Origin of the sequence: Methylobacterium sp. WL120 (assembly GCF_008039465.1) — a bacterium.
GTDB classification, from domain to species: Bacteria; Pseudomonadota; Alphaproteobacteria; order Rhizobiales; family Beijerinckiaceae; genus Methylobacterium; species Methylobacterium cerastii.
On the sequence record NZ_VRUT01000255.1, the window covers coordinates 1 to 4,225 of the forward strand.

A 4,225-nucleotide genomic window follows, 5' to 3' on the forward strand; every position below is an offset into this window, starting at 1 on the left:
GGCGAGCGCCAGCGCGCGGATCACCCGCGCCCGCGCCCGCCAGTCGCCGAAACTGAGGCCGGTCTCGCGGCGGAAGCCGCGGGTCAGCGTGCGCCGGCTCGCCCCGGCCCGCTCCGCCCAGGCGTCGAGGTCTTCGGCGCAGGCCGGGTCGGCGATCAGCCCGAGGCAGACCCGGCGCAGGCGCGGGTCGCGCGGGAGCGGCAGGGCCAGCGGCGTCTCGGGCGCGTGGCCGACCTCGTCGAGCACCAGGGCGGCGAGATGCCCGCCGCGGCCCGCCTCGTCGTACAGCACCGGCTCCTCGGCCAGCGCCGCCAAAGCCGCGGCCAGCAGCGGCGAGACCGCGATCACCCGGCAGCGTTCCGGGACGGCGGCGAAGGCGCGCGGATCGAGGTAGGCCGAGCACATCGCCACCGCCCCGTGCATCGCCACCGCATGCGGCAGGCGCGGCGGGATCAGCAGCGCGTGCCCCTCCGGCACGACCCAGGTGCCGTCGTCGGCCGACGCCATCATCAGCCCGGCGGTGGCGTAGAGCAGCTGCGCACGCGGGTGGAAGTGCCGGTCGGTCCGACTCGCCGCGGCGAAGGTTTTCGGCATCACCGCGACCGCGCGAGGCACGGTCTGGTAGTCGGCGGCGTCGGTCGATCGCAACGGCACCGCGCACCCTCGCAAAATGGCCCGGTAGCGTACATCTGCGGCCCGACGCCGTCCATCGGGTCAGGATATCGAGCGACGATCCCGAAGGACATGCCGCGATGAGCCCGGAAGACCTCTCCAGCCGCACCCTGCGCTTCGTCAACGTCGCGCACGCCCTCGACCACTTCGTGCTGCTGATCTACCCGACCGCGGTGATCGCCATCGCGAGCCAGACGGGCCTCGGCTACGGCAAGCTGATCGGGCTCGCCACCGGCGCCTTCGTCGCCTTCGGCCTGTGCTCGCTGCCGATGGGCTCGCTCGCCGACCGCTTCGGCCGGCGCAACATGCTCGCCGTGTTCTTCTTCGCCTACGGCCTGTCATGCCTCGGGGTCGCGAGCGCAACGAGCACCACCGCCTTCGCTGTCTGGCTCTGCGTGCTCGGCCTCGCCTCGGCGATCTACCACCCGGTCGGCTCCAGCATGCTCGTGACCCATGCAAGGCGGCTCGGGCGCGACCTCGGCATCAACGGGGTCTGGGGCAATTTCGGCGCGGCGTCGGCCTCAGGGGCGACCGCGCTGCTCGCGACGACGCTGGGCTGGCAGGCCGCCTTCGTGGTGCCGGGCCTCGTGTGCCTCGCCTGCGGCGCGGCCTTCGTCGCGATGGTGCCGGGCGACGGCGACGGCGAGGCGCGCAAGGCCGGCGCGGCGGGCGTCATCCCGGTGACGCGCCCGATGGCCCTGCTGGCGATGTTCGGCGTGGCGATCTTCGCCGGCGGCATCACCTTCAACGTCACCACGATCTCGCTGCCGAAGGTGATCGACGAGGGCGTCGGGCAGGCCCTGTCGCTCACCTCGATCGGCTCGATCGCCACCGCCGTGTTCGTGTTCGGCGCGATGACCCAGCTGCTGATGGGCCGCCTCGTCGACCGCTTCGGCCTGCCGAGCCTGTTCCTCGGCCTCTCGGTGCTGCAGCCGGTCGGCCTCGGGATCGCTGCGGCGACCACGGGTCCGCTGCTGCTGCTCGGACTGGTGCTGGCGATCGCCGCGATCTACGGGCAGGTCGTCATCAACGACGCGATGATCGCCCGCTACGTCCCGGCGCACCAGCGCGCGAAGGCCTACAGCCTGCGCTACTTCGTGGGCTTCACCGCGAGCGGCTTCGTGGTCCCGGTCATCGCCCTCCTGCACGATCGCGGCGGCTTCCCCCTCGTGCTCGGGATGGCGGCGGCCTTCGGCGCGCTGATCTGGGTCGCCGCCTTCGGCTTCTACCGGCTGGTGCGGGGCGACGCGCGGCCGGTCCTCGCCGCCGCCGAGTAGCGGCTGCGGCGCGGCGCGAAACCTGTTACGGCGGAGACCGTGCAAGCCCTCTCCCTCGTCATCCGCCCCGAGACGCCCGACGATCACGACGCGATCGAGCGGCTGCACGCCCGCGCGTTCGGGCCGGGGCGCTACGCGCGCACCGCCTTCCGGCTCCGCGAGGGCGCGACGCATCGGGCCGACCTCAGCGTCACGGCGTCCGTCGGCAGCTTCCTCGTCGGCTCGGTGCGGATGGCGCCGGTGACGGCCGGCGGCGTCGGCTTCCTGGCGCTCGGGCCGCTGGCCGTCGACCCGAGCTTCTCGGGCCGCGGCGTCGGCACGGCGCTGATGCAGGCGAGCCTGACTGCGGCGGCGGAGGCCGGCGAGGGCCTCGTGATCCTCGTCGGCGACGCGCCGTTCTACGCCCGCTTCGGCTTCCGCCCCGTGCCGGCCGGGCAGCTGGTCCTCCCGGGCCCGGTCGACCCGGCCCGCTTCCTCGCCCTGGAACTGAAGCCCGATTTCCTCGCCACCGCGCAGGGGCCGGTCGCGGCGGACCGTAGGAGCTGACAGGCGGGAAGAGCTGACGGGCCGAGCGCGCCGAAGGTCGGCTCAGAGCCGCGCGATGTAGGCGGCGAGGTCGGCGATCTCGTCGTCCTTCAGCGTCTGCGCGACCTCGTTCATCGCCGGATCGTAGCCGGGTCGTGCGTTCGAGCGATACGCCGTGAGCGCCGCCTTGAGATAGTCCTCGCGCTGGCCGCGGATGCGCGGGAGCGCGTCGCGTCCGGCGAGGTCGGCACCGTGGCAGGAGTTGCACTGGTGCTTGGACACGAGCGCCTGCGCCCGCGCGGCGAGCGCCGGATCGGGCGGCCCGCCCGCGGCGACCGGTGCGGGCAAAGCGGCCAGGGCATCGGCGAAGGCGCGCAGGTCGTCGTCGGAGAGACCGGCGGCCATCTCGTTCATCGGCGCCGCCTCGCGCTGCCGCTCCCGGAACTGGAACAGCTGCGTGACGACGTAGTCGGCCTGTTGCGCCCCGAGGGAGGGCACGCCCTCGGTCTCGGAGGTGCCCTGCGCCCCGTGGCAGGCGAGGCAGGGTGCGAGGCGCTCACCCAACGGAGCGGACGAGGCCGCCCCGAGGAGGAGCGTCGCGAGGGCGAGCGCGGGGGCGAGCGATCGGATCATTTCGCGGCGCTGACCCGGTAGATCGCGCCGTTGTAGTCGTCCGAGACCAGGAGCGCGCCGTCCTGGGCGACCAGCACGTCGACCGGGCGGCCGACATACGTGTTGTCCTGCAGGAAGCCGGTAAGAAACGGCTCGACGGAGGCGACCTTGCCGTCGGGTCCGAGCCGCGCCACCACCACGTCGCCGCCGAGCTTGCGCGTACGGTTCCACGAGCCGTGCCGGGCGATGAACATCGCGTTCTTGTAGTCCGCCGGGAACATCGCGCCGGTGTAGAAGCGCAGGCCGAGCGAGGCGGTGTGCGGACCGAGCAGGGCCGCCGGCGCCGCGAACTCGGCGCAGGAATGGCCCCAGCCGTATTCCGGGTCTGTGAAGGTGCCCTGGTGGCAGTACGGGAAGCCGAAATGCTGCTTGCCGGGCTCGGTCAGCACGTTCAGCTCGTCGTTCGGGATGTCCTCCGAGACCCAGTCGCGGCCGTTGTCGGTGAACCAGAGCTGCTTCGTCGTGGGGTTCCAGTCGAAGCCGACGGTGTTGCGCACGCCGCGGGCGACCACCTCGACGTTCTTGCCGTCGAGGTCCATCCGCCGGATCTGGGCGTGGGTGTCGGGCGGCATCGTGATGTTGCCGGGCGATCCCACCGGCACGTAGAGCTTGTCGTCGGGGCCGATGGCGATGAACTTCCAGCCGTGCGCCTCGTCCTTGGGCAGGTCGTCGTAGACCAGCACCGGCTTCGGCACGTCGTCGAGGCGGGCCTCGATGCCGTCGTAGCGCCAGATCTTCGAGAGCTCGGCCACGAACAGCGACCCTTCGTGGAACGCGAGCCCGTTCGGCCGGTGCAGGCCGGTGGCGATGGTCTTGACCTCGCGCTTCCCGTCCGGCCCGACCTTCGCCGGGATCGCGTAGACCTTGCCGACCGCGCGGGTGCCGACGAACAGCGTCCCGTCCGGGCTCTGGCGCATCGAGCGGGCGTTGGCGAGGCCGCTGGCATAGACCTCGACCTTGAAGCCCTCGGGCACGGTCAGCTTGTCGAGGGGGAGCTTGGCCAGGGCGGTGGCGAGCGGCGGCGCGGCGATCGGCGCGAGCTTGGCGGCGTCCCCGCCCTCGGGCCGGCCGAAGAGCGC

The 4,225-nt window shown here is 72.7% G+C and carries 5 protein-coding genes; 2 read left to right on the forward strand and 3 right to left on the reverse strand.

What is annotated here, in order from left to right; all coding sequences use genetic code 11:
- Positions 1 to 654, reverse strand: a 654-nt coding sequence (locus FV229_RS25605; RefSeq protein WP_246688345.1) for a helix-turn-helix transcriptional regulator, incomplete at its 3' end; no start/stop codon positions are given.
- A 98-nt stretch (positions 655 to 752) separates the two neighbouring features.
- On the opposite strand from FV229_RS25605, the gene FV229_RS25610 reads away from it, so the two are divergent.
- Positions 753 to 1,949, forward strand: a complete 1,197-nt coding sequence (locus FV229_RS25610) for an MFS transporter (RefSeq protein WP_147754624.1) — start codon at positions 753 to 755, stop codon at positions 1,947 to 1,949.
- A gap of 39 nt (positions 1,950 to 1,988) precedes the next feature.
- Positions 1,989 to 2,495 (forward strand): N-acetyltransferase, encoded by a 507-nt coding sequence (locus tag FV229_RS25615; RefSeq protein ID WP_147754625.1) that lies wholly within the window; start codon positions 1,989 to 1,991, stop codon positions 2,493 to 2,495.
- Positions 2,496 to 2,537: 42 nt separating this feature from the next.
- Here FV229_RS25615 and FV229_RS25620 read toward each other — a convergent pair whose 3' ends face one another.
- Together FV229_RS25620 and FV229_RS25625 are read right to left on the reverse strand one after the other, a co-directional pair.
- Positions 2,538 to 3,107: a c-type cytochrome gene (locus tag FV229_RS25620; RefSeq protein ID WP_147754626.1), complete on the reverse strand. Its 570-nt coding sequence runs from the start codon at positions 3,105 to 3,107 to the stop codon at positions 2,538 to 2,540.
- Positions 3,104 to 4,225: sorbosone dehydrogenase family protein (locus FV229_RS25625; RefSeq protein ID WP_246688346.1), on the reverse strand; the 1,122-nt coding region annotated here is incomplete at its 5' end. The genes FV229_RS25625 and FV229_RS25620, both read right to left, overlap by 4 nt.

Excerpts from the sequence above, each read along its gene's own strand:
- FV229_RS25610 (WP_147754624.1), top strand. The coding sequence starts at position 753 with ATGAGCCCGGAAGACCTCTCCAGCCGCACCCTGCGCTTCGTCAACGTC.
- FV229_RS25620 (WP_147754626.1), bottom strand. The coding sequence starts at position 3,107 with ATGATCCGATCGCTCGCCCCCGCGCTCGCCCTCGCGACGCTCCTCCTC.